The 22,827-nt window shown below is 72.8% G+C and carries 22 protein-coding genes; 21 read left to right on the top strand and 1 reads right to left on the bottom strand.

What is annotated here, in order from left to right:
- Positions 1–290: 290 nt before the first annotated feature.
- The 5 genes from Q0994_RS13365 (at position 291) to ftsH (ending at position 8,343) form a co-directional block, all read left to right on the top strand.
- Entirely contained in the window at positions 291–1,640 is a 1,350-nt protein-coding gene (locus Q0994_RS13365) for an ammonium transporter (RefSeq protein WP_299533531.1), read from the top strand.
- Positions 1,637–1,975, top strand: coding sequence for a P-II family nitrogen regulator (locus tag Q0994_RS13360; RefSeq protein WP_299533529.1), 339 nt, complete (start codon positions 1,637–1,639; stop codon positions 1,973–1,975). The genes Q0994_RS13365 and Q0994_RS13360 overlap by 4 nt, the downstream gene beginning before the upstream one ends.
- 30 nt (positions 1,976–2,005) lie before the next feature.
- Positions 2,006–4,459: a [protein-PII] uridylyltransferase gene (locus Q0994_RS13355; RefSeq protein WP_299533527.1), complete on the top strand. Its 2,454-nt coding sequence runs from the start codon at positions 2,006–2,008 to the stop codon at positions 4,457–4,459.
- A gap of 182 nt (positions 4,460–4,641) precedes the next feature.
- Complete coding sequence (ffh, locus tag Q0994_RS13350) at positions 4,642–6,201, top strand: signal recognition particle protein (RefSeq protein ID WP_299533524.1); 1,560 nt, start codon at positions 4,642–4,644, stop codon at positions 6,199–6,201.
- 198 nt (positions 6,202–6,399) lie between these two features.
- Positions 6,400–8,343: an ATP-dependent zinc metalloprotease FtsH gene (gene ftsH / locus Q0994_RS13345; RefSeq protein WP_299533521.1), complete on the top strand. Its 1,944-nt coding sequence runs from the start codon at positions 6,400–6,402 to the stop codon at positions 8,341–8,343.
- 122 nt (positions 8,344–8,465) lie between these two features.
- On the opposite strand, the gene Q0994_RS13340 is transcribed toward ftsH, so the two are convergent.
- Positions 8,466–9,308, bottom strand: a complete 843-nt coding sequence (locus Q0994_RS13340; RefSeq protein WP_299533519.1) for a class I SAM-dependent methyltransferase — start codon at positions 9,306–9,308, stop codon at positions 8,466–8,468.
- A gap of 547 nt (positions 9,309–9,855) precedes the next feature.
- Here Q0994_RS13340 and Q0994_RS13335 point away from each other — a divergent pair.
- The 16 genes from Q0994_RS13335 to whiG all read left to right on the top strand — a co-directional run bounded on the left by Q0994_RS13335 (position 9,856) and on the right by whiG (position 22,618).
- Complete coding sequence (locus Q0994_RS13335; protein ID WP_299533516.1) at positions 9,856–10,449, top strand: hypothetical protein; 594 nt, start codon at positions 9,856–9,858, stop codon at positions 10,447–10,449.
- Positions 10,450–10,606: 157 nt separating this feature from the next.
- Complete coding sequence (rpsP, locus tag Q0994_RS13330) at positions 10,607–11,047, top strand: 30S ribosomal protein S16 (RefSeq protein WP_299533514.1); 441 nt, start codon at positions 10,607–10,609, stop codon at positions 11,045–11,047.
- Positions 11,048–11,049: 2 nt separating this feature from the next.
- On the top strand, positions 11,050–11,289 hold the full coding sequence (locus Q0994_RS13325; protein WP_299533511.1) for an RNA-binding protein: 240 nt from the start codon (positions 11,050–11,052) through the stop codon (positions 11,287–11,289).
- A gap of 118 nt (positions 11,290–11,407) precedes the next feature.
- Positions 11,408–12,028 carry a ribosome maturation factor RimM gene (gene rimM, locus Q0994_RS13320; RefSeq protein ID WP_299533508.1) on the top strand — a complete coding sequence of 207 codons (621 nt, stop codon included), beginning with the start codon at positions 11,408–11,410 and terminating at the stop codon, positions 12,026–12,028.
- The gene (gene trmD / locus Q0994_RS13315; protein WP_299534144.1) at positions 12,028–12,849 is read left to right on the top strand and encodes a tRNA (guanosine(37)-N1)-methyltransferase TrmD; all 822 of its coding nucleotides are present in this window, start codon (positions 12,028–12,030) and stop codon (positions 12,847–12,849) included. The genes rimM and trmD overlap by 1 nt, the downstream gene beginning before the upstream one ends.
- Positions 12,850–12,977: 128 nt before the next feature.
- Positions 12,978–13,328 carry a 50S ribosomal protein L19 gene (gene rplS / locus Q0994_RS13310; protein ID WP_299533506.1) on the top strand — a complete coding sequence of 117 codons (351 nt, stop codon included), beginning with the start codon at positions 12,978–12,980 and terminating at the stop codon, positions 13,326–13,328.
- A gap of 45 nt (positions 13,329–13,373) precedes the next feature.
- Positions 13,374–14,204 (top strand): signal peptidase I, encoded by an 831-nt coding sequence (gene lepB / locus Q0994_RS13305; RefSeq protein ID WP_299533503.1) that lies wholly within the window; start codon positions 13,374–13,376, stop codon positions 14,202–14,204.
- Between the two features lie 100 nt (positions 14,205–14,304).
- Positions 14,305–15,246, top strand: a complete 942-nt coding sequence (gene lepB, locus Q0994_RS13300) for a signal peptidase I (RefSeq protein WP_299534142.1) — start codon at positions 14,305–14,307, stop codon at positions 15,244–15,246.
- Complete coding sequence (gene lepB / locus Q0994_RS13295) at positions 15,155–16,105, top strand: signal peptidase I (protein ID WP_299534139.1); 951 nt, start codon at positions 15,155–15,157, stop codon at positions 16,103–16,105. The genes lepB (Q0994_RS13300) and lepB (Q0994_RS13295) overlap by 92 nt, the downstream gene beginning before the upstream one ends.
- Positions 16,106–16,153: 48 nt before the next feature.
- On the top strand, positions 16,154–16,921 hold the full coding sequence (gene lepB / locus Q0994_RS13290) for a signal peptidase I (RefSeq protein WP_299533501.1): 768 nt from the start codon (positions 16,154–16,156) through the stop codon (positions 16,919–16,921).
- A gap of 38 nt (positions 16,922–16,959) precedes the next feature.
- The gene (locus Q0994_RS13285) at positions 16,960–17,463 is read left to right on the top strand and encodes an NUDIX hydrolase (protein WP_299533499.1); all 504 of its coding nucleotides are present in this window, start codon (positions 16,960–16,962) and stop codon (positions 17,461–17,463) included.
- Positions 17,464–17,526: 63 nt separating this feature from the next.
- Positions 17,527–17,835 carry a DUF2469 domain-containing protein gene (locus Q0994_RS13280; RefSeq protein ID WP_003965949.1) on the top strand — a complete coding sequence of 103 codons (309 nt, stop codon included), beginning with the start codon at positions 17,527–17,529 and terminating at the stop codon, positions 17,833–17,835.
- Between the two features lie 208 nt (positions 17,836–18,043).
- Positions 18,044–18,403, top strand: coding sequence for a YraN family protein (locus tag Q0994_RS13275; protein WP_299533313.1), 360 nt, complete (start codon positions 18,044–18,046; stop codon positions 18,401–18,403).
- The gene (locus Q0994_RS13270) at positions 18,403–20,025 is read left to right on the top strand and encodes a YifB family Mg chelatase-like AAA ATPase (protein WP_299533310.1); all 1,623 of its coding nucleotides are present in this window, start codon (positions 18,403–18,405) and stop codon (positions 20,023–20,025) included. The genes Q0994_RS13275 and Q0994_RS13270 overlap by 1 nt, the downstream gene beginning before the upstream one ends.
- Positions 20,026–20,243: 218 nt before the next feature.
- Positions 20,244–21,527 (top strand): DNA-processing protein DprA, encoded by a 1,284-nt coding sequence (gene dprA / locus Q0994_RS13265; protein ID WP_299534137.1) that lies wholly within the window; start codon positions 20,244–20,246, stop codon positions 21,525–21,527.
- 254 nt (positions 21,528–21,781) lie between these two features.
- Positions 21,782–22,618, top strand: coding sequence for an RNA polymerase sigma factor WhiG (gene whiG, locus Q0994_RS13260; RefSeq protein WP_299533308.1), 837 nt, complete (start codon positions 21,782–21,784; stop codon positions 22,616–22,618).
- Positions 22,619–22,827 lie beyond the last annotated feature (209 nt).

Raw genomic sequence — 22,827 nt, 5'->3', positions numbered from 1 at the left:
GCGGTCGTGGCCGGTTGTCGTCGCGCGGCGCGCCTGCGGGCGGTGGACACATGGCACCGCCACCGTATGCGGCATGGGCTGCATGGTAGGCGGGACAACGGCAGCGCCACCCCCGGTTCATTCGGACGTAACACGCCGATGGGCTTCGTCACTGGAGCGAAACATCGTGCGGCATCCGTGGAAACGGCGCTCCGCCAATCTCGTGGCGCATAACGGCCCGCACCTTTTCCCCAGTGGTCCCGCAGCTTTCCCCCGCACGCCGCGGCCGCACCGACGACGAGGAGACGCCGATGCCCCCAGGCATCACGACGCTTGCCGCAGACGCACCGACGCTGTCTGCCGCCAATACCGGCTTCATGCTCATCTGCTCGGCCCTGGTGATGCTCATGACGCCGGCCCTGGCCTTCTTCTACGGAGGCATGGTCCGGGTCAAGAGCACCCTGAACATGCTGATGATGAGCTTCATCAGCCTCGGGATCGTCACGATCCTGTGGGTGCTCTACGGCTTCAGCCTCGCCTTCGGCGCCGACATCGGCTCCGTCGTCGGCTGGAGCTCGGACTACGTCGGCCTCAGCGGCATCGGCGTCACCGAACTCTGGGACGGCTACACCATCCCGGTGTACGTCTTCGCCGTCTTCCAGCTCATGTTCGCGATCCTCACCCCGGCCCTGATCAGCGGCGCCCTCGCCGACCGCGTCAAGTTCACCGCCTGGGCCCTGTTCATCACCCTCTGGGTCACCGTCGTGTACTTCCCCGTCGCCCACTGGGTCTGGGGCACCGGCGGCTGGCTGTTCGACATGGGCGTCATCGACTTCGCCGGCGGCACCGCGGTCCACATCAACGCCGGCGCCGCGGCGCTCGGCGTGATCCTCGTCATCGGCAAGCGGGTCGGCTTCAAGAAGGACCCGATGCGGCCGCACAGCCTGCCGCTCGTCATGCTCGGCGCCGGCCTCCTGTGGTTCGGCTGGTTCGGGTTCAACGCCGGCTCCTGGCTGGGCAACGACGACGGCGTCGGTGCCGTCATGTTCGTCAACACGCAGGTCGCCACGGCCGCCGCGATGCTCGCCTGGCTCGGTTACGAGAAGCTGCGCCACGGCTCCTTCACCACGCTGGGCGCCGCCTCCGGCGCGGTCGCCGGCCTCGTCGCCATCACCCCGGCCGGCGGTGCGGTCAGCCCGCTCGGCGCCATCGCCGTCGGCGTCATCGCCGGTGTCCTGTGCGCCATGGCGGTCGGCCTCAAGTACAAGTTCGGCTACGACGACTCCCTCGACGTCGTCGGCGTCCACCTGGTCGGCGGCATCGTCGGCTCCCTGCTCATCGGCTTCTTCGCCACCGGCGGGGTGCAGTCGGACGCCGCGGGCCTCTTCTACGGCGGCGGACTGGAGCAGTTGGGCAAGCAGGCCACCGGTGTCGTCGCGGTTCTCGCGTACTCTCTGATCGTCTCCGCGATCCTCGCCTTCCTGGTCGACAAGACCATCGGGATGCGGGTGTCCGAGGACGACGAGGTCTCCGGCATCGACCAGGTCGAGCACGCCGAGACCGCGTACGACTACAGCGGCGCCGGCGGCGGCACCGCCCCCCGCACCGCGACCCCGCCCCACGAGACCACTACCGCGAGCGCCAAGAAGGTGGACGCATGAAGCTCATCACCGCGGTCGTGAAGCCGCACCGCCTGGACGAGATCAAGGAGGCCCTGCAGGCCTTCGGAGTCCAGGGGCTCACGGTCACCGAGGCGAGCGGCTACGGCCGCCAGCGCGGCCACACCGAGGTCTACCGCGGCGCCGAGTACACCGTGGACCTCGTACCGAAGATCCGCATCGAGGTCCTGGTCGAGGACGAGGACTCCGAACAGCTCATCGACGTCGTCGTGAAGGCCGCCCGCACCGGCAAGATCGGTGACGGCAAGGTCTGGAGCGTGCCGGTCGACACCGCCGTCCGCGTCCGCACCGGGGAACGCGGCCCGGACGCACTCTGACCGACGGTCCGTAGAACGGAAGGCAGCTGGGTGACGAGTACCGAAGTGACCATCGAAGCAGAAGACTCGGGACCCAGCGGCTACGCGGCGGCCCGGCTGCGCCTCCTCCAGCAGGAGGCGCAGTCCGGGCCGCCGCGCCGTGCGGCCCTGGCCCGGCTCACCGACGACTGGCTGAACGGCCTGTTCACCGTCGCCGCCGAACACGCCGGAGTCCGCGGCGCCGCACTCGTCGCGGTCGGCGGCTACGGCCGCGGCGAGCTCTCCCCCCGCAGCGACCTCGACCTCCTGCTGCTGCACGACGGCCGGGCCGACGCCGCGGCCGTCGCCGCCCTCGCGGACCGCATCTGGTACCCGATCTGGGACCTCGGCCTCGCCCTGGACCACTCCGTCCGCACCCCCGCCGAGGCCCGCCGGACCGCCGGCGAGGACCTCAAGGTCAACCTCGGCCTGCTGGACGCCCGCCCGGTCGCCGGCGACCTCGGCCTGGTCGCCGGACTGCGCACCGCGGTCCTCGCGGACTGGCGCAACCAGGCCCCCAAGCGCCTGCCCGCCCTGCACGAGCTCTGCCGCGAACGCGCCGAGCGCATGGGCGAGTTGCAGTTCCTCCTCGAACCCGACCTCAAGGAGGCCCGCGGCGGCCTCCGCGACGCCACCGCCCTGCGCGCCGTCGCCGCGTCCTGGGTCGCCGACGCCCCCCGCGAAGGGCTCTCCGAAGCCCGCCGCGTACTGCTCGACACCCGCGACGCCCTGCACCTCACCACCGGCCGGGCCACCGACCGGCTCGCCCTCCAGGAACAGGACCAGGTCGCCGACGCCCTCGGCCTGCTCGACGCCGACGTCCTGCTGCGCCAGGTGTACGAGGCCGCCCGCACCGTCTCCTACGCCACCGACGTCACCTGGCGCGAGGTCAACCGGGTGCTGCGCGCCCGCTCCGTCCGCCCGCGGCTGCGCGCCATGCTGGGCGGCGGCAAGCCCGCCCCCGAGCGCACCCCGCTGGCCGACGGCGTGGTCGAGTCGGACGGCGAGGTCGTGCTCGCCCGCACCGCCCGCCCGGAACGCGACCCGGTGCTCACCCTCCGCGCCGCCGCTGCCGCCGCCGAGTCCGGACTGCCGCTCTCCCGGCACCTGGTGCGCCACCTCGCCACCGCGGCGGGACCGCTCTCCGTCCCCTGGCCCGCCGAGGCGCGCGAGGAACTCGTCACCCTCCTCGGCGCGGGCGAGGCCACCGTCGGCGTCTGGGAGGCGCTCGAATCCGAGGGCATCGTCACCCGGCTGCTCCCCGACTGGGAGCGGGTCCACTGCCGCCCCCAGCGCAACGCCGTCCACACCTGGACCGTCGACCGGCACCTCGTCGAGACCGCCGTCCGCGCCTCCTCGCTCACCCGCCGCGTCGGCCGCCCCGACCTGCTGCTCGTCGCCGCGCTGCTGCACGACATCGGCAAGGGCTGGCCCGGCGACCACTCGGTGGCCGGCGAGGTCATCGCCCGCGACATGGCCACCCGCATCGGCTTCGAGAAGAGCGACGTCGCCGTCATCGCCACCCTCGTACGGCAGCACCTGCTGCTCATCGACACCGCGACCCGGCGCGACCTGGACGATCCGGACACCGTGAAGTCCGTCGCCGACGCCGTCGGCAGCACCTCCACCCTGGAGCTGCTGCACGCGCTGACCGAGGCGGACGCCCTCGCCACCGGCCCCGCCGCGTGGAGCTCCTGGCGGGCCTCCCTCGTCTCCGACCTGGTCGCCCGCGTCGCGGCCCTGCTCGCCGGCGAGGCGCCCGCCGAACCGGAACCCGCGGTGCCGGACGCCGAACAGGAACGGCTCGCCGTCGAGTCCCTGCGCACCGGAGAACCCGTCCTCGCCCTGCACACCCAGCCCGAACCGCACGAACCGACCGGCGAACCCGAACCCGTGGGCGTCGAACTGCTCATCGCGCTGCCCGACCGGCCCGGCGTGCTGCCGGCCGTCGCCGGGGTGCTCGCGCTGCACCGGCTCACGGTCCGCGCCGCCGACCTGCGCGCCGTCGAGCTCCCCACCGAGCTGGGCGAGTCCACCGACCTGCTGCTGCTCCGCTGGCGGGTGGCGGCCGAGTACGGCTCGCTGCCGCAGGCGACCCGGCTCCGCGCCGACCTCGTACGCGCCCTGGACGGCGCGCTCGACATCCGGGCCCGGCTCGCCGAACGCGAGTCGGCCTACCCCCGCCGCCGCGGCATCAAGGCGCCGCCGCCCCGGGTGACCGTGGCGGCCGCCGCCTCCCGGCTCGCCACCGTCATCGAGGTCCGCGCCCAGGACGCCCCCGGCCTGCTGCACCGCATCGGCCGGGCGCTGGAGGAGAGCGAGGTGCGTGTCCGCAGCGCCCACGTCTCGACGCTGGGCGCCAACGCGGTGGACACCCTCTACGTCACCGACGCGCACGGCGAGGCGCTGCCCGCCGCGGCGGCGGCCGCGCTCGCGAAGTCTCTGGAGGCCGCCCTCCAGGGGTGAGCCGTGCGGGACGGCGCGCTCCCGCAGGCGCCGTTCCGCATCTTCTCCGGTCCGCCCGCCCCGGCGGCCGGGGCGGTCCGCGCCGGCGGAATTCCCCCGACCAGCGGCCACCGTTTCCTCCGAGGCGGATACCCTGGGGTACTGAATCCGTTTACCCCCGACCCTGAGGACCGACGAGCGCCGTGTTCGATACTCTCTCCGACCGCCTTGCCGCGACTTTCAAGAGCCTCAGGGGCAAGGGCCGCTTGTCCGAGGCGGACATCGACGCCACGGCCCGCGAGATCCGTATCGCCCTGCTGGAAGCGGACGTCGCGCTGCCGGTCGTCCGGGCCTTCATCGCCAACGTCAAGGAGCGGGCGCGCGGCGCCGAGGTCTCCCAGGCGCTGAACCCGGCCCAGCAGGTCGTCAAGATCGTCAACGAGGAGCTCGTCTCCATCCTCGGCGGCGAGACCCGGCGGCTGCGGTTCGCCAAGAACCCGCCCACCGTGATCATGCTCGCCGGCCTCCAGGGCGCCGGTAAGACGACCCTCGCCGGAAAGCTCGGCCTCTGGCTCAAGGGCCAGGGCCACTCCCCGCTGCTCGTCGCCTGCGACCTCCAGCGCCCCAACGCCGTCAACCAGCTCAGCGTCGTCGCCGAGCGCGCCGGGGTCGCCGTCTACGCCCCCGAGCCGGGCAACGGCGTCGGCGACCCGGTCCGGGTCGCCGAGGACTCGATCGAGTTCGCCAAGGCCAAGGGTTACGACATCGTGGTCGTGGACACCGCCGGCCGCCTCGGCATCGACCAGGAGCTGATGCGGCAGGCCGCGGACATCCGCGACGCCGTCAGCCCGGACGAGATCCTCTTCGTCGTCGACGCGATGATCGGCCAGGACGCGGTCAACACCGCCGAGGCGTTCCGCGACGGCGTCGGCTTCGACGGCGTGGTGCTCTCCAAGCTCGACGGCGACGCCCGCGGTGGCGCGGCCCTGTCGATCGCCCACGTCACGGGCAAGCAGATCATGTTCGCGTCGAACGGCGAGAAGCTCGAGGACTTCGACGCCTTCCACCCGGACCGCATGGCCTCCCGCATCCTCGACATGGGTGACCTGCTCACCCTGATCGAGCAGGCGGAGAAGACGTTCAGCCAGGAAGAGGCCGCTCAAATGGCCTCCAAGCTGGCGTCGAGCAAGGGCAAGGACTTCACGCTCGACGACTTCCTGGCGCAGATGGAGCAGGTCCGCAAGATGGGCTCCATCTCCAAGCTGCTCGGCATGCTGCCCGGCATGGGGCAGATCAAGGAACAGATCAACAACATCGACGAACGCGACGTGGACCGCACCGCCGCGATCATCAAGTCGATGACCCCCAAGGAGCGCGCCGAGCCGACGATCATCAACGGCTCCCGCCGCGCCCGCATCGCCAAGGGCTCCGGCGTGGAGGTCTCCGCCGTGAAGAACCTGGTGGAGCGCTTCTTCGAGGCCCGCAAGATGATGTCGAAGATGGCCCAGGGCGGCGGCATGCCGGGCATGCCCGGGATGCCGGGCATGGGTGGCGGTCCGGGCCGGCAGAAGAAGCAGGTCAAGCAGGCCAAGGGCAAGCGCAAGAGCGGCAACCCGATGAAGCGCAAGGCCGAGGAGCAGGCCGCGGCGGAGCGCCGCGAGCAGGCGGCGGCCCAGGGCGGCGCCTTCGGACTGCCCGGCCAGGACGGCGGCAGCGGCAAGGACTTCGCCCTGCCGGACGAGTTCAAGAAGTTCATGGGCTGACCAGGTCCGCACCAGCGGAACCGGCCCCGGGGGCGCGCACCGAACGGTGTGCGCCCCCGAGGCGCGTCCGGGGACCGTACGCCCTGCGAGGGAGGGCACGGTCGCCCGCGGGTGTGACCCGTGCGGCGGCCTCTCCGGAGCCCTGGTCCGGTATCTCCCCTAATGTCGGCGTCAACGGCTGTCGGCAGAGGAGCACGCGTGACCAACCCCGTACCTCCGCGCGACCGGACGGACCAGCCCTGGCGTTCCGAGGGAGCGCCGCCCCCGCCGCCGTCGTCGCAGGGCGGCGGCCGGAAGATGCCGGGCGGCTGGGGCCGCCTGCTGCTCACCGCGCTGCTGGTCTACCTCGTCGCCAACCTGGTGCTCTCGCTCTTCAACGGCGACGACGAACCGACCGTCGCGTACACCGAGTTCGGCAAGCAGGTGTCGGCGGGCAACGTCTCCAAGATCTACTCCAAGGGCGACGCCATCCAGGGCCAGCTCAAGAAGGAGGCGAAGGTCCCCGACGGCGACGAGAAGTACACCAAGTTCACCACCCAGCGCCCGTCCTTCGCCGACGACGACCTCTGGGCCGAACTGATCAAGGACGACGTCACCGTCACCGCCGAACCCGTCGTCCAGCAGCGCAGCTTCCTCGTCAACCTGCTCATCTCGCTCGCGCCGATGCTGCTGCTGGTCCTGCTCTGGGTGTTCGTCGCCCGCCGGATGTCCCGCGGCGGTCCGGGCGGCGCCATGGGCGGCTTCGGCCGCAAACCCCCGCCCAAGCCGGTCGAACTGGAGGGCGCCAAGCGCACCACCTTCGCCGACGTGGCCGGCATCGACGAGGTGGAGGGCGAACTCGACGACGTCGTCGACTTCCTGAAGAACCCCGGCGAGTACCGGAAGATGGGCGCCCGGATGCCCGGTGGCGTCCTGCTCGCCGGCCCGCCCGGCACCGGGAAGACGCTGCTGGCGCGCGCGGTGGCCGGAGAGGCCGGGGTGCCGTTCTTCTCCGCCTCCGCCTCCGAGTTCATCGAGATGATCGTCGGGGTCGGGGCCGGCCGGGTGCGCGAACTGTTCGCCGAGGCCCGCAAGGTGGCCCCCGCCATCGTCTTCATCGACGAGATCGACACCATCGGCCGGGCCCGCGGCGGCGGCTCGGGCATGGGCGGCCACGACGAGCGCGAGCAGACGCTCAACCAGATCCTCACCGAGATGGACGGCTTCTCCGGCTCCGAAGGCGTCGTCGTCCTCGCCGCGACCAACCGTCCCGACGTCCTCGACCCCGCCCTCACCCGGCCCGGCCGGTTCGACCGGATCGTGCACGTCAGCCCGCCCGACAAGGGCGGCCGCGAGGCGATCCTGAAGATCCACACCCGCCCGGTGCCGCTCGCCGACGACGTCGACCTCGCCGCCATCGCCCGTGCCACCCCCGGCATGACCGGCGCGGACCTCGCCAACCTGGCCAACGAGGGCGCCCTGCTGGCCGTGAAGCGCAAGCGGGACAAGGTCGGCCAGGCCGAGCTGTCCGACGCCCTGGAGAAGGTGCAGCTCGGCGCCGAACGCCCGCTGGTCATGCCGGACGAGGAGCGCCGCAGGACCGCCTACCACGAGAGCGGCCACGCCCTGCTGGGCATGGTGCAGCCGGGCGCCGACCCGGTCCGCAAGGTCACCATCGTGCCGCGCGGCCGGGCGCTCGGCGTCACCCTCTCGACGCCGGACGCCGACAAGTACGCCTACACCGAGGAGTACCTGCGCGGCCGCATCATCGGCGCGCTCGGCGGGATGGCCGCCGAGCAGATCGTCTACGGGGTGGTCACCACCGGCGCGGAGAGCGACCTGGAACAGGTCACGAACCTCGCCCGCGGCATGGTCGGCCGGTGGGGGATGAGCGACAAGGTGGGCCGGCTGACCGCGATCCCGGCCGACGCCCAGCAGGCGTACGGGCTGTCCGCCGCCCCGGCCACGCTCGACACCGTGGACGCGGAGATGCGGCGCATCGTCGACGAGTGCTACGCCGACGCCTGCCGGCTGCTGCGCGAGCACCGGGAGAAGCTCGATTCGCTGGCCGCCGCCCTGCTCGCCGACGAGACGCTGGACGAGGCGGAGGCGTACCGGGCCGCGGGGGTCCACCGGCTGGAGAAACCGCACATCCTGCCCTGACGGGCCGTTCGGCGCGGGCACGCGGCGGCGGGCGTACGGCGGTGGGGTGCGGGAGCCGGTTCCCCGCACCCCCGCCTGTGCCTGTGCCGTGCCGGACCACGCGGCCGGTGCCGTGTGCCGCGTCAGACCACGCAGACCAGGTAGCGGAAGACGTTCGGCATCCAGACCGTGCCGTCCGGCCGCAGATACGGGTGGAGCGCCTCGGCGACCTCCTTCTCCACCTGGAAGGCGTCCGTCGCCCGCACCGCCCGGTCGAACAGGCCCGTCGACATCAGGCCCCGCACCGCGCTGTCCAGGTCGGCGTAACCGAACGGGCAGGACACCCGACCCGATCCGTCCGGCCGCAGACCGCTGCGTGCGGCGACGTCCTCCAGGTCGTCCCGGCGGGCGGACCGCCCGGCGTCCGTCCGGCCGCCGCCCAGCCGTTCCGCGACCGCCAGCACCCCCGCGGTCGCGCACCGCTCCGGCGGGCCCCAGCCGGCCAGGACGACGGTGGCGCCGCGGGAGGCCAGCACGACGGCCGACTCCAGCGCCGGACCGAGCCCGTCGGAGTCGCCCGGCGTGCACCCGATCGGGTCGAAGGCGGTCAGCAGGGTGTACGGCGAGCCGTCCGCCGGAGCGGCCGCCCCGACAGGGCCGTGCACGAGCCGGGCCGGCGCTCCGCCCCGGTCCTCGTCGGGCGTCAGCCGCGCGTGCGCCAAGGCGAGCCGGTCCCGGTCGGTGTCGACACCGGTGACCCGGGCGCCGCGCGCGGCGGCGATCAGCATCGCGAGCCCCGATCCGCAGTGCAGCGAGAGCATCCTGGTCCCCGCGCCGACTTCGAGCCGGTCGTACACCGCCTCGTACAGCGGCGACAGCATCCGCTCCTGGATCTCCGCCCAGTCGCGGGCACGGGTCCCGGGGTCCACCGGGGCGGCGTCGGTACGCCGGTGGCCGCGGTGGTTCCGGACGAGCGTTGGTGTCATGGAAGAGCCCCAATCGCCAAGAGGTCGGTCGTGCCCGGGTGGGCGTCCCCGTGTGCGAGGATCCGCACCCCCGTATGCCAGAGAACTGCGCTTCCGCCGATCCGTCCAGAGGGCGCAGGGAGCTGGTTGCGCGCTCCCGCCATGCGCCCCCCGAGGGGCGGACCGTTCCGGCGCCGCCGCGTCTCGCCATCGGGAGGGCGGCAGCCGTACGATGCGCGCCCCGGGGGCGGGCTTGTGCTCCAGTCTCACCCGACACGTCCCCGGCAGCACGTCGAGCGCTCCGGGCCCGGCCCGGACCGGGTCGGGAGGGGTGCGGACCGGGCAGCGGAGGTCTGCGGCGCACGGGTCCGGGTGGTCCGTCGGGGCCCGGCTGCGGCGTCCTGCGCAGGGGAGCTACGTACTGCCTTGGTGGGAGCTGTGAGTCTTCTCCGCAGATCGGCGCACCCGCCCTCGTCCGGACGCCTCACGGTCGACTGACTGGTAGGTGCAAATTATTTGGGATGCCCCGGAATCGGAACACCGGGGCACCCACGCTCGTTGACACGACGTGAGCACGACACCACCTGTACTTGCCGCAGAGCTGGCGCAGGCGTGGGCCGACATTCAGCGGTACCACCCCGAGCTGCCCGATCTCGCCGCGCCCGAGTCCCTGATCGGAGAGTCCTCGTCCGCCTGTGGCGCCGAACTCTCCTTCGAACGACTGCTCCACGAGGCAGTCCACGGCATCGCCGCCGCCCGAGGTGTCCGCGACACCTCCCGCGCCGGCCGGTACCACAACCGACGCTTCCTCGCCATCGCGGAGGAACTGGGTCTGGACCACGCCGAGGAGCCGCATCCCAGCAGCGGCTTCTCGTTGGTGACCCTCGACGCCGAGGCGAGGCGCCGGTACCGCGCCACCGCCGAGCGCCTTCAGCGCGCGCTGAGGGCGCACTCCGTCGCCACCGCCGCCGACACCAAGCGGTCCTTCCGGGGCCCGGCCGCCCGGCACGGGTCCTCCGGCGGCGGCGTGCGGGTCAAGGCGGTCTGCGACTGCGGGCGCAACGTCCGCGTCGTCCCGTCGGTGCTGGCCCAGGCCCCGATCGTGTGCGGCGGCTGCATGAAGCCCTTCCGCATTCCCGACGCCGTGGCCGCGGTGGGGTGACCCCGCACGGGTGTGGCACAATGGACAGCCGTACTCGACAGTCGCACAGGACCCCTCTCTCCTCCGGCTGACGCGTCCATCGGGCACCCGAGTACCGCAACCCCACGCGGCAATTTCGTCGTGCCCAACCACGTCAAGACCAGGAGACACCACTTCCGTGGCAGTCAAGATCAAGCTGAAGCGTCTGGGCAAGATCCGTTCGCCTCACTACCGCATCGTCGTCGCCGACTCCCGCACCCGCCGTGACGGCCGGGCCATCGAGGAGATCGGCCTGTACCACCCGGTACAGAACCCGTCCCGCATCGAGGTCAACGCGGAGCGCGCGCAGTACTGGCTGTCCGTCGGCGCCCAGCCGACCGAGCCGGTCCTCGCGATCCTGAAGCTCACCGGTGACTGGCAGGCGCACAAGGGCCTGCCGGCCCCCGCGCCGCTGCTGCAGCCGGAGCCCAAGGCTGACAAGCGCGCCCTCTTCGAGGCTCTGACCTCGGACGGCGACGAGGCCAAGGGTGAGGCCATCACCCCCAAGGCCAAGAAGGCCGACAAGAAGGCTGACGAGGCGGCGGACGCTGCCGAGTCCACCGAGTCGACCGAGGCCTGAGCATGCTCGAGGAGGCTCTTGAGCACCTCGTGAAAGGCATTGTCGACAACCCCGACGACGTACAGGTCGCCTCGCGCGACCTGCGTCGGGGGCGCGTGCTGGAGGTCCGGGTCCACCCCGACGACCTCGGCAAGGTGATCGGCCGCAACGGCCGTACCGCCCGCGCTCTGCGGACCGTCGTGGGCGCCCTCGGGGGCCGCGGAATCCGGGTCGACCTCGTCGACGTGGATCAGGTTCGCTGAAGAGTTGTACACCGGCCAGGGCCGGGGAGGGCTTCCGGGCCCTCCCCGGCCTTTGTCGTCGGTCCGCAGGACCGCCGGTCCGCAAGGCCGTTCCCTCACCACCCATCGGAGTAGCAGCGTGCAGTTGGTAGTTGCCCGGATCGGCCGTGCCCACGGCATCAAGGGCGAGGTCACCGTCGAGGTCCGTACGGACGAGCCGGAACTGCGGCTCGGCCCCGGCGCGGTCCTGGCCACCGAACCGGCCGGTGTCGGACCGCTGACCATCGAGACGGGCCGGGTGCACAGCGGCAGGCTGCTGCTGCGCTTCGCCGGCGTCGCGGACCGCACGGCGGCCGAGGCGCTGCGCAACACGCTGCTGATCGCCGAGGTGGACCCCACCGAACTCCCCGAGGACCCGGAGGAGTTCTACGACCACCAGCTCATCGACCTCGACGTCGTGCTGGCCGACGGCACCGAGATCGGCCGCATCACCGAGATCACGCACCTGCCCTCGCAGGACCTGTTCATCGTGGAGCGCCCGGACGGCAGCGAGGTGATGATCCCGTTCGTCGAGGAGATCGTCACCTCGATCGACCTGGAGGAGCAGCGCGCCGTGATCGACCCGCCGCGCGGCCTCATCGACGCCGACGAGGCCGTCGTCGCCTCGTCCCGCGACGAGGAGGACGGCGCGGAGGACTCCGCCGCGGAGGACTCCGGCTCGGGCGCGACCGGCTCCGGCACCGCGGAGGGCAGGGCGTGATGCGGCTCGACGTCGTCACGATCTTCCCCGAGTACCTGGAGCCGCTGAATGTCTCCCTGGTCGGCAAGGCCCGGGTCCGCGGGGTGCTGGACGTACAGGTCCACGACCTGCGGGAGTGGACGTACGACCGGCACAACACGGTGGACGACACCCCGTACGGCGGTGGCCCCGGCATGGTCATGAAGACCGAGCCCTGGGGTGAGGCGCTGGACGAGGTGCTGGCCGGGGGTTACGAGGCCGGGGCCCACGCGCCGGCGTTGGTGGTTCCCACCCCGAGCGGCCGGCCGTTCACCCAAGAGCTGGCCGTGGAGCTCTCCGCGCGCCCCTGGCTGATCTTCGCCCCGGCCCGCTACGAGGGCATCGACCGCCGGGTCGTCGACGAGTACGCGACCCGGATGCCGGTCGTCGAGGTCTCCATCGGCGACTACGTGCTGGCCGGCGGGGAGGCCGCCGTCCTCGTCATCACCGAGGCGGTCGCCCGGCTGCTGCCGGGCGTGCTCGGCAACACGGAGTCCCACCAGGACGACTCCTTCGCCCCCGGCGCGATGGCCAACCTGCTGGAGGGGCCCGTCTACACCAAGCCCCCCGAGTGGCGCGGCCGGTCCATCCCGGACGTCCTGCTCAGCGGCCACCACGGCAGGATCGCCCGGTGGCGCCGCGACCAGGCCTTCGCGCGCACCGCCCTGAACCGGCCCGACCTGATCGAGCGGTGCGAGGCGAGCGCCTTCGACAAGAAGGACCGGGAGATGCTCTCGATCCTCGGCTGGTCGCCGGAGCCCGGCGGACGATTTTGGCGCAGGCCTTCTTCCGTGGAAGAATGAGCAGCTGCCGCCGTGCCACGTGCGCCCCTGCCACAGGGGGAATGACGTCCGTCCGGCCCGGCCGGCCCTCCTGATCTCTCACGAACTCCCGTCGATGACCTGTGGCATCGGCGAAGAAAGCAGAAACCATGGCTTCCCTGCTCGATGGCGTCAACGCCGCCAGCCTCCGCTCGGACGTCCCGGCGTTCCGTCCCGGTGACACCGTCAACGTCCACGTGCGCGTGATCGAGGGCAACCGCTCCCGTATCCAGCAGTTCAAGGGCATCGTCATCCGTCGCCAGGGCGCGGGCGTCAGCGAGACCTTCACGGTCCGCAAGGTCTCCTTCAGCGTCGGCGTCGAGCGCACCTTCCCGGTGCACAGCCCGATCTTCGAGAAGATCGAGGTCGTCACCCGCGGTGACGTGCGCCGCGCCAAGCTGTACTTCCTCCGTGAGCTCCGCGGCAAGGCCGCGAAGATCAAGGAGAAGCGTTACAACTGAGCTGACACGCGCGTCCACGGCGCGGCCGGATAAGCTTCGGCCGCGATGGACACCGAGACACAGCACGCGGAACGCGATCCTTCCTCCGGACCCCCAGCAGGGCCGGAGGAGGGGTCGCGTTCTTCGCGTCCGGGCGGGACCGCGACGGAGGACCGGGGCGCGGAGGGGAGCGGCGCGGAGCCGGCGGCCGGGGAGGACGACGCCGCGGGATACCCGTACGCGCGGCGCCTTCTGCTGCTCGGCGTCGCCTGCGTGACGGCCGTGCTGCTGGTCAGCGCCTTCGTGATGCAGCCCTTCCTGATCCCCAGCGGCTCGATGGAGACCACGCTGAAGGTGGGGGACCGGGTGCTGGTCAACAAGCTGGCGTACCGTTTCGGCTCCGCCGGTCCGGCGCGCGGCGACATCGTCGTCTTCGACGGCGCCGGATCGTTCGTCCGGACCGGGGCGCCGAACCCGCTCGCCGGCGCACTGCGTTCCGCCGCGGCCACCCTGGGGCTCACCGAGCCCTCCGACACGGTGTTCGTGAAGCGCGTCGTCGGCACCGGCGGCGACCACGTGGTCTGCTGCGACGCCCGGGGCCGCATCGAGGTGAACGGCCGCGCGGTGGACGAGACGTACCTGCACGACGGCGACGCGGCCTCCGAGGTCCCGTTCGACATCGTGGTCCCCGACGGGACGCTGTGGATGATGGGCGACCACCGCAGCGCCTCCAGCGACTCCCGTGACCACCTCGGGCAGCCCGGCGGCGGCATGGTCCCGGTGGAGAAGGTCCTCGGACGCGTCGACGCGCTCGCCTGGCCCTTCGGGCGGCTGGGCGGGGTGCCGGACACCGGCGCCTTCGACGGCGTCCCCGGCCCGGACGGCGCCCGTGGGTAGCCGGGGCCGCGCCCGCGCCGCCACGGCGCCGGCCGGAACCCCCGCCGAGGGGGAGCGGCCCCGCACCACCCGGGCCGAGCGCCGCAGACTCGCCCGCAAGGTGCGGCGCAGGCGGCGCGGCTCGGCCCTGCGCGAGATACCGGTGCTGGTCCTGATGGCGCTGCTCATCGCGCTCGTCCTCAAGACCTTCCTGGTCCAGGCGTTCGTGATCCCCTCCGGCTCGATGGAGCAGACCATCCGGATCGGCGACCGGGTGCTGGTGGACAAGCTGACCCCGTGGTTCGGCACCGGACCGCAGCGCGGCGACGTCGTGGTCTTCAAGGACCCGGGCGGCTGGCTGCAGCAGGAGACGACCGAGCGGTCCGACCCGCCGGCCGGGCTGAAACAGATCCAGGAACTGCTGACCTTCATCGGACTGCTGCCCAGCGCGGACGAACAGGACCTGATCAAGCGGGTGGTCGCGGTGGGCGGCGACACGGTGGCGGCGGACGGCGAGGGCGGCCCGCTGACCGTCAACGGCGTCGCGGTCGACGAGCCCTACCTCCATCCCGGCGACGAGCCGTCGACGGTCCAATTCGAGGTAAAGGTTCCGGCCGGCCGGATCTTCGTGATGGGGGACCACCGCTCCAACTCCGCCGATTCCCGCTTCCACCTGGACGACGCCGGACGGGGCACCGTGCCGCTGGACGACGTCGTGGGACGCGCCCCCGTGATCGGCTGGCCCTTCGGTCACTGGGCCACCCTGGAACACCGCGACGCCTTCGACGGCGTGCCGGACGCCGCCTCCGGCACGTCGGCGCAGGCCGCCGACTCGCATAGTGTGTCCACCCAGGATCCATACGGAATGGTCCGGCTCCCGACCCCTGCGGAACTCCCGCTCGTTATGGGAGTGGTGGGCCTGCGCTCGGTGCGCGGGCAGTGGCACGGATTGAGGAGTGGATGTGGGGGATTTGGCGGTCGGCGCACGATCCGGACACGACGAACCCGAGGACGGCAGGCCCGGTTTCGTCCCGGGCGGGACGCCGGGACCGACGGGACGTGATGCCGATGCTGCGGGTGGCGGACACGGTCCGGGCGGGAGCGACGGTGCCGGGACCGGTGGGGGCGGCTCGGGCCCCGACGGGGAGGCCGACGCCCCGAAGAAGCCGCGTTCCTTCTGGAAGGAACTGCCGCTCCTCATCGGCGTCGCGCTGATCCTCGCCCTGTTGATCAAGACGTTCCTGGTGCAGGCGTTCTCGATCCCCTCGGACTCCATGCAGAACACCCTCCAGCGCGGCGACCGGGTGCTGGTGGACAAGCTGACCCCGTGGTTCGGCTCCGAGCCCGAGCGCGGCGAGGTCGTCGTCTTCCACGACCCGGGCGGCTGGCTGGAGGGCGCCGCGACGCCCGAACCGAACGCCGTGCAGAAGTTCCTCAGCTTCATCGGACTCATGCCGTCCGCCGAGGAGAAGGACCTGATCAAGCGGGTCGTCGCGGTCGGCGGTGACACGGTGCAGTGCAAGCAGGGCGGCCCGGTCACGGTCAACGGCAAGGCGCTGGACGACAAGTCCTTCATCTTCGCCGGCAACAGCGCCTGCGACGACAAGCCCTTCGGACCGATCCACGTCCCCGAGGGCCGGATCTGGGTGATGGGCGACCACCGCCAGAACTCGCTGGACTCCCGCTACCACCAGGAGCTGCCCGGCCAGGGCACCGTCTCCGTGGACGAGGTCGTGGGACGCGCGTTCGTCGTCGTCTGGCCGGTCAACCGCTGGGCGACCCTGCCGGTCCCCAGCACCTTCGACCAGTCCGGCATCAACGCCGCCATGGGCGCCGCACCGGCCGCCCTCGGCCTCGCCGGGGCGCTGCCGCTGGTCTTCCTGCGGCGCAGGAGGCTGACCCGCGGGCGTACCGACGGGTAGGGTTCCGCTCGGATCAGCGATTGTCGATCTCCGATGGGGGACGCTGGGATGAGTGGATCAGGACGTGACGGAGACGGCCGCGGCCGGCTCGGCAGCCTGCTGTCGGGCCTGGCCGTGGCCGTCGGCTGTGTGCTCTTCCTCGGCGGCTTCGGCTGGGCGGCCGTGGTCTACAAGCCGTACACGGTGCCGACCGACTCGATGTCGCCCACCGTGGAGGCGGGCGACCGGGTGCTGGCCCAGCGGATATCGGACGACGAGGTGCGGCGCGGAGACGTCGTGGTCTTCACCGACCCGGCCTGGGGCAACATGCCGATGGTGAAGCGGGTCGTGGGGATCGGCGGCGACGAGGTCGCCTGCTGCGACGCGGACGGCCGCCTCACGGTGAACGGCGAGCCGATCGACGAGCCGTACGTGCACGCCATCGACATGGGCGCCACGAGCGGGCCGCAGCGGCGCGCCTCGCCGCAGGACTTCACCGCGAAGGTGCCCGAGGGTGAGCTCTTCCTGCTCGGTGACGAGCGCGCGACCTCGCTCGACTCCCGCGTCCACCTCGAGGACGCGGGCGGCGGTTCGGTGCCCGGGAGCGCGGTGCAGGCCAGGGTCGACGCGGTCGCCTGGCCCTTCGACGGCATGATCGGGCGCCCGCAGGCGTTCGCCGCGCTGCCCGGCGGCGTCTCGTCGGCCGGCCCGCTGTACGCGCAGCTCGGGGCGATCGTGGCGGGCGTGGTGCTGATCCTCGCGGGTTCCGCGTACGGACCGCTCGCCGCCCGGACCGGGAAGCGCCGAGGTTCGAAGGCAGCGGCCGGGGTCCGGTGACGGTGTCCGGTGAAGGCCCGCCCGGCGGCGGGCCGGCGGTGAGCGGTGATCCGGGTCCCGCGGTGGTCCGGCGGGTGGCCCGTGTGGTGCTGCTCGACCCCGAGGACCGGGTGCTGCTGCTCCAGGGCTTCGAGCCCGCCGATCCCGGCGCCCGCTGGTGGTTCACCCCCGGTGGCGGCCTGGAGGGCGAGGAGACCCATGAGCAGGCCGCGCGCCGGGAACTGGCCGAGGAGACCGGCCTCCGCGACGTCGTGCTCGGCCCGCTGCTCTGGCGCCGCCGGTGCGCCTTCCCCTTCGACGGGAGGCGCTGGGAGCAGGACGAGTGGTACTACCTCGGCCGCACGCGGCGGACCGACACCGACCAGCGGGGCCTCACCGAGCTGGAGCGACGCTCCGTGGCCGGTCTGAGGTGGTGGACCTCCGCCGAACTTCTCGCCACGCGTGAGACGGTGTACCCGACCAGACTCGCCGAGCTGCTGCGCACGCTCCTCGACGAGGGTCCCCCAGCTGCGCCGCGGGATCTGGACCCCGAAATCGAGTAAGCGTCCGGGGCCGGGACAAGCTGACGCACAATAGGGGGACGCACGGCTGAAGGGGAACATGCCATGAGTGCCGAGGACCTCGAAAAGTACGAGACCGAGATGGAGCTGAAGCTCTACCGGGAGTACCGCGACGTCGTCGGTCTGTTCAAATATGTGATCGAGACCGAACGGCGCTTCTACCTCACCAACGACTACGAGATGCAGGTGCACTCCGTCCAGGGTGAGGTTTTCTTCGAGGTATCGATGGCGGATGCCTGGGTCTGGGACATGTACCGGCCGGCCAGGTTCGTCAAGCAGGTGAGGGTGTTGACGTTCAAGGACGTGAACATCGAGGAGCTCAACAAGAGCGACCTCGAACTGCCGGGCGGCTGATCCGGGGGACCGGCCGTCCTGGCGTACGGGGCAACCGGAAGGCCCGGCGACCGGCGGTACAGGCTGCCCGGCGCCCCGCCCACGAGAACGCCGGAGGAGACCCGGCCACCCGAACGGGTGGCCGGGTTTTCCACATCCGCGACGTTGTCCACCAAGATCCACACGTTCGGCGGCCCTCGTCCAGAGTCGCTCCCGGAGGTGGTGCGCAATGGACGCACGGGGAGTGCTCGGGCGGTACGGCGAGGATCTCGCGGCGAGGCTGCTGACCGACGCCGGCATGGCGGTGCTGGAACGCAACTGGCGCTGTCGCGCCGGTGAGATCGACATCGTGGCCAGGGACGGCGACGCGGTGGTCGTCTGCGAGGTGAAGACCCGCAGGTCGGGCGCGTACGAGCATCCGATGGCTGCGGTCACGCCCGCGAAGGCCGACCGGCTGCGACGGCTGGCCGAGCTGTGGCTGCACGCCCACGGCGGGCCGCCGCCGGGCGGGGCCCGCATCGACCTGATCGGCGTGATCGTGCCCCGCCGGGGCGCACCGGTCGCGGAGCACGTCCGAGGGGTGGCCTGATGGGGTTCGCGCGGGCGTGCTCGGTGGCCCTGGTGGGCGTCGAGGGGGTGGTGGTGGAGGTCCAGGCGGATCTGGAACCGGGGGTGGCGGCGTTCACCCTGGTCGGTCTGCCGGACAAGAGCCTGGTGGAGAGCCGGGACCGGGTGCGGGCCGCGGTGGTGAACTCCGGGGCGGAGTGGCCGCAGAAGAAGCTGACGGTGGGGTTGTCGCCGGCGTCGGTGCCGAAGAGCGGTTCGGGGTTCGATCTCGCGGTCGCCTGTGCGGTCCTCGGCGCGGCCGAGCGCATCGACCCGGCGGCCATCGCCGACGTGGTCATGATCGGAGAACTCGGCCTCGACGGCAGGGTCCGCCCGGTGCGGGGGGTGCTGCCCGCGGTGCTGGCGGCCGCCGAGGCGGGGTACCGCCACGTCGTGGTCCCCGAGCGGACCGCGGGGGAGGCGGCCCTGGTGCCGGGGGTCTCGGTGCTGGGGGTGCGGAGCCTGCGCCAACTGATCGCCGTGCTCGCGGAGGAGCCGGTCCCCGACGAGCCGGCCGAGGGACACGGGCGGCCCGACCACGCCGGTTCGGGGCTCATGGTGCCCGGCGCCGGTTTCGGCACGGGGCACACCGCGCCGGGCGAAGGCCGGGACGGGCACCGGCCCGACCTCGCCGACGTCGCCGGCCAGCACCGTCCGCGCAAGGCCCTGGAGGTCGCGGCGGCGGGCGGCCACCACCTGCTGCTCTCCGGGCCGCCCGGCGCGGGCAAGACGATGCTGGCCGAGCGGCTGCCCTCGATCCTGCCTCCGCTCGGGCGGCAGGAATCCCTCGAAGTGACGGCGGTGCACTCCGTGGCGGGCATACTCCCGCCGGGTGAACCCCTGGTCTCCCGGCCGCCGTACTGCGCACCCCACCACTCGGCCACCATGCAGTCGCTCATCGGCGGCGGGAACGGTCTGCCCCGACCCGGCGCGGTCTCCCTCGCCCACCGCGGAGTGATCTTTCTGGACGAGGCGCCGGAGTTCTCGGTGCGGGCCCTGGACGCGCTCCGGCAGCCGCTGGAGTCGGGGCACGTGGTGGTGGCACGGGCTGCCGGAGTGGTGCGGCTGCCGGCCAAGTTCCTGCTGGTCATGGCGGCGAACCCGTGCCCCTGCGGCCGCCACACGGTCAACGGCACGGGATGCGACTGCGCGCCGTCCGCCATCCGCCGCTACCAGGCGCGGCTGTCCGGCCCGCTGCTGGACCGGGTGGACCTGAGGGTGGAGGCCGAGGCCGTCACCCGGGCCGAGCTGCTGGGCCCGGGCGGGCGCGGGGAGACCTCGGCGGAGGTGGCCGCACGGGTCCGCAAGGCCCGCGAACGCGCCGCCGAACGGCTGACCGGCACCCCCTGGACCACCAACAGCGAAGTCCCCGGCCATGAACTGCGCACCCGGCTGCGGGCGGCGCCGGGCGCGCTGCGGGCCGCCGAGCGCGACATGGAGCGCGGCCTGCTCACGGCGCGCGGCCTCGACCGGGTGCTCAGGGTGGCGTGGACCGTCGCGGACCTGCGTGGTGCCGACCGGCCGGACGAGACGGACGTCGGCGTGGCGCTGGAACTCCGGACGGGCATCCAGCGGGGCGTGCCGATGCGGGCGGGGGCGTCATGAGCGGGAACAGGACCGGCGGCACGCCGGGGGAGCGGGACGAACCGGTCCGGAGGAAGGGAGCCGCCGGGGCGGGCGGGGACGGAGACAGCGACTCGGGCGCGGTGCCGCCGGCGGACGGAGCGCCGCCGGCGGGAGGGGGCCTCGGCGCGGGAGGCCCGGACGGCCCGGGAGGCGCGGGAGGGGCGGCGGGCCCGGACCGGGCGGCGGGCCCGGGCGGGATGGCGCGGGCGCCGGAGGCGTGCGCCGGGCGCGCGGGCGAGGGGCCGCCCTCGTACGAGGAACGGCTGGCCAGGGCCGCGCTGACCCGGATCATGGAGCCGGGCGACGAGCGGGCGGGGCGGTGGTTGCGGGCGCACGGGCCGGTGGGCCTGCTCGAACTGCTGCGGCAGGGCTCCACCGCAGCCGGACCGGGAGCCACCGGAGAGATCACCGGGGGGACCTCCCGGCCGTCCCGTTCCCCCCGGCCGGGAGGGACGACGGGCGCGGGTGCCCTGCCGGGGATGACGGCCGCGCGGCTCAGCGGGTACCGGATGAGGGCGGTCGCCGCCGAACCGGAACGTGACCTGGACGCCGTCGGGGCGGCCGGCGGACGGTTCGTCTGCCCCGGCGACCGGGAGTGGCCCAGCCAGTTGGACGACCTGGGGGACGCCCGGCCGGTCGGCCTCTGGGTGCGGGGCCTGCCCGACCTGCGGCTGTGGGCGCTTCGCTCGGTCGCCCTGGTGGGCGCGCGGGCCTGCTCCCCCTATGGCGCGCACATGGCCGCCACCCTCGGCGCGGGGCTCGCGGAACGCGGCTGGGTCGTGGTGTCGGGAGCCGCCTTCGGGGTGGACGGGGCCGCCCACCGGGGCGCGCTCGGGGCGGGCGGCGCCACGGTCGCGGTGCTGGCCTGCGGCGTCGACGCCGTCTACCCGCGCGGCCACGCCGAGTTGATCCGCAGGATGGCGGAACAGGGCATCCTGGTCGCGGAGTTGGCCCCCGGCTCACATCCCACCCGCAGCCGGTTCATCCTCCGCAACCGGGTCATCGCGGCACTGACCCGCGGCACGGTGGTGATCGAGGCCCAGTACCGCAGCGGCTCCCTGGTCACCGCCCGGTGCGCCCAGCGGCTGGGGCGGTTCACCATGGGGGTGCCGGGACCCGCGACCAGCGGGCTCTCCGCCGGTGTCCACGAACTCCTGCGGGGAGAGGGGGTGCTGGTCACCGACGCGGCGGAGATCGTCGAACTCGTCGGCGGCATGGGTGAACTCGCCCCCGAGCGGCGCGGCCCGACGGTTCCGCACGATCTGCTGGACCGGGGGGCCGCCGCGGTCCTCGAAGCCCTGCCCCGGCAGGGTCCGGTGGAGGTCCGGGACGTCGCCCGGGAGGCCGGGACCTCCGTCGAAGAGGCCCTCGGCCGACTGTACGAACTGCACTCACTGGGGTTCGTCGAACGGGAGGGCGATGCCTGGCGGCCGATTCCCGTGCGCAGGCGCAACGACGACGCGCGGCGAGGCGGTACTTGACCTGGAGCATTCGGGTGAAAAGGTAAGGGCGGTGAGCCCAGGAGACCCCTCGGAGACAGGTCCGGGCCCGACGCGCGAGGCGGCGGACCCGGCGGACCGCCCTGTCCCGGCGGGCGAGCGGGAGCGGTGTACGCGTACGCCGCCGAACCTCTTTCGGGAGCGCACCGCGATACCGCAGTCACGCTACGCTCACGAGGAATCCGCCCCAGGCACCCGTCCGCAGCACGTCACGGCAGAACGGCTCAAGGCTCCACATGCCCCAGCACACCTCCGGGTCTGACCGCGCGGCCGCACCACCCGCCGCGCGTGGCGCTGTGCGGCCCCCAGCCCCTTCCTCCCTCGACGAGTTGTGGCGTTCGTACAAGACGACGGGCGACGAGAAGCTGCGGGAGCAGCTGATCCTGCACTACTCGCCGCTCGTCAAGTACGTCGCCGGCCGGGTCAGTGTGGGGCTGCCGTCCAACGTCGAGCAGGCGGACTTCGTCTCCTCCGGCGTCTTCGGTCTGATCGACGCCATCGAGAAGTTCGACGTCGAGCGGGCCATCAAGTTCGAGACATACGCGATCACCCGCATCCGGGGCGCGATGATCGACGAACTGCGCGCCCTGGACTGGATTCCGCGCTCCGTGCGCCAGAAGGCGCGCAACGTCGAGCGGGCGTACGCCACGCTCGAAGCGCAGCTGAGACGCACCCCCTCGGAGAGCGAGGTGGCCGCCGAGATGGGCATCGCCCTGGAGGAACTGCACACTGTTTTCAGCCAGTTGTCGCTGGCCAACGTCGTGGCGCTGGAAGAGCTCCTGCACGTGGGCGGCGAGGGCGGTGACCGGCTCAGCCTGATGGACACGCTGGAGGACACCGCGGCCGACGATCCGGTCGAGGTGGCGGAGGGGCGCGAGCTCAGACGGCTGCTCGCGCGCGCCATCAACACCCTCCCCGACCGGGAGAAGACCGTGGTCACGCTCTACTACTACGAGGGCCTGACGCTCGCCGAGATCGGCAACGTACTCGGCGTCACCGAGAGCCGGGTCAGCCAGATCCACACCAAGTCGGTCCTCCAGCTCCGGGCGAAGCTCGCGGACGCCGGGCGCTGAGGCCGGCCGCCGGGCATGGGGACCGTACGCCGGGCATGGGGACCGTACGCCGGCGTCGTGACCGCCGGTGAGACGGGACATCGACCGGTGAGACCCGCCGTCGGACCGTCGGACCGTCGGGGAGCCGCCGGGCCGCCAGCCGTGCGCAGAGCCGGCCGGATCCGGGCGCCGGAGGCCGTTTCGCCGCGGGCGCCGTCCCCCAGCACGCG

Origin of the sequence: uncultured Streptomyces sp. (assembly GCF_947488945.1) — a bacterium.
Lineage (GTDB): Bacteria > Actinomycetota > Actinomycetes > Streptomycetales > Streptomycetaceae > Streptomyces.
Note: the sequence above shows the minus strand (reverse complement) of the source record. Positions and strands in the feature narration are given on the sequence as shown.